Annotated in this window: 1 protein-coding gene and 1 pseudogene; both read left to right on the forward strand. The window is 72.0% G+C overall.

The window, feature by feature from the left end; all coding sequences use genetic code 11:
• Positions 1-300: 300 nt before the first annotated feature.
• Positions 301-1815 carry an aldehyde dehydrogenase gene (locus tag DMC18_RS24035; RefSeq protein WP_110121737.1) on the forward strand — a complete coding sequence of 505 codons (1515 nt, stop codon included), beginning with the start codon at positions 301-303 and terminating at the stop codon, positions 1813-1815.
• Positions 1815-2117, forward strand: a pseudogene (locus DMC18_RS24040) (hypothetical protein); the annotation flags it as partial. The gene DMC18_RS24035 and the pseudogene DMC18_RS24040, both read left to right, overlap by 1 nt.

Consider the following 2117-nt stretch of genomic DNA (forward strand, 5'->3'; position numbering starts at 1 on the left):
AGGGCGGCCTGCGCGACGCCGCCGGCGATGACCGGCGCGGCGTCGGGCGCGGCCGCGCCGGCGACGGGTCGCAAGGGGGCGTAGCCGTGGATCTCGTCCACGCCGCGTCCGTTCATCGTCGTCATCCCAAGCCCCCGGAAACCGTCACTGAAAACCCCGTGACCCTAGGCTCTAGCGCGGTTCGCAAACGGTTGCGCGCAAAGGCGCCCGCACAGCGGATAGGCGTTCTGTGACCCCTGTGAATCGAGGTCGCGAGGACTAGCGTCGAGCCTGGAATTTCAGCGTCCCGGGGAATGCGCCATGACCTTCGTCGTCCGTTCGGTCGAACCTCAGACGGAGGGGGCGAAGGCCTTCCTCGCCAAGCGTCGCAAGCAGCTGTTCATCGGCGGGGCCTGGGTCGACGCCCATGGCGGCGACACCTTCCCGACCAAGGACCCGGCCACCGGCGTCATCCTGGCCGAGATCGCCAAGGGCGGGGCGGCCGACGTGGATGCGGCTGTCGCGGCGGCGCGCAAGGCCTTCGACGGCGGCGAATGGCCCTCGTTGACCCCCATGCAGCGCTCGCGCCTGCTGTGGACCCTGGCCGACCTGATCGAGGCCAATATCGACGAGCTGGCCGAGCTGGAGACGCTGGACCAGGGCAAGCCGCTGTATGTCGGCCGCTGGGCCGAGATCCCGGGGGCGGTGAACCAGTTCCGCTACTATGCGGGCCTGGCGACGGCCATCGAGGGCCGCACGATCGACAGCTCGATCAACTACCAGCCGGCCGGCAAGCAGATGGCCAGCTGGACCCTGCGCGAGCCGGTTGGCGTGGTCGCCGCCATCGTGCCGTGGAACTCCCCGCTGGTGCTGACGGCCATGAAGCTGGCGCCGGCCCTGGCGGCCGGCTGCACCGTGGTGCTGAAGCCCGCCGAAGACACCTCGCTGACCGCCGTGCGCCTGGCCGAGCTGGTGCAGCAGGCCGGCTTCCCGGCGGGCGTGCTGAACCTGGTCACGGGCCTGGGCGGCGAGGCGGGCGCGGCCCTGGCCGCGCACCAGGACGTCGACAAGGTGGCCTTCACCGGCTCGACCCCGACCGGGCGGGCGATCCTCGACGCGGCCAAGGGCAACCTCAAGAAGGTCAGCCTGGAGCTGGGCGGCAAGTCGCCGGTGGTGATCCTGCCCGACGCCGACCTGGACCTGGCCATCCCGGGCGCGGCCAACGCCATCTTCTTCAACGCCGGCCAGGTGTGCGTGGCCGGCTCGCGGCTCTACGCCCACCGCTCGATCTACGACCGGGTGGTCGAGGGCGTGGCGGCGCAGGCCAAGGGGCTGCAGCTGGGCCATGGCCTGGATCCGGCCACCCACATGGGCCCGCTGGTGTCGCGCAAGCAGGCCGACCGCGTGGCCGGTTTCGTCGCCGGCGCGGCGGCTGCGGGCGCCGAGGTGCTGACCGGCGGCGTGCAGGGCGGCGACGAGGGCACGTTCGTCACCCCGGCCGTGGTGGCGCGGGTAACCCCAGACATGGCCATCGTCCGCGAGGAGGTGTTCGGCCCGGTGTTGGTCGTCCAGGCCTATGACGAGATCGACGAGGTGGTGGCCGCCGCCAACGACAGCGAATACGGCCTCGCGGCCAGCCTCTGGACGGAAAGCCTGTCGCACGCCCACCGCCTGTCGCGCCGCATCAAGGCCGGCACGGTGTGGATCAACTGCCACTCGATGTACGACAACGCCCTGCCGATCGGCGGGGTCAAGGCCTCGGGCTGGGGGCGCGACAGCGGCCAGGTCGCCCTCGACGGCTACCTGGAATGGAAGACGGTCTGCGCGGTCGTCTGATGAGCCTGGACATCGTCGAGATCGCCGTCGGCGATCGCACCGTGGGTCTCGCCGTGGCGCGGCCCGCCGGGCCGGCCCGGGCCGCGGTTTCCTTCTCGCACGGGGCCTTCTCGGCGCCGGGCAAGTACGCGGCCTTGCTGGAAGGCTGGGCGGCGCGGTGCCTGCTGGTCGCCGCGCCCCTGCATGTCGACAGCACCGACCACCCGCAGCGCGAGGCCTACGACCAGGCCGCCGTCTGGCGCACGCGGCTGGAGGACCAGGCCGCGACCCTGGACTGGCTGGCCGGGCAGGGGCGTTTGCGC

This window comes from Caulobacter sp. D5 (genome assembly GCF_003185805.1).
Classification (GTDB): Bacteria; Pseudomonadota; Alphaproteobacteria; order Caulobacterales; family Caulobacteraceae; genus Caulobacter.

Bases quoted from the DNA above. Each gene is read 5' to 3' on its own strand.
- DMC18_RS24035 (WP_110121737.1), top strand. From the start codon at position 301: ATGACCTTCGTCGTCCGTTCGGTCGAACCTCAGACGGAGGGGGCGAAG.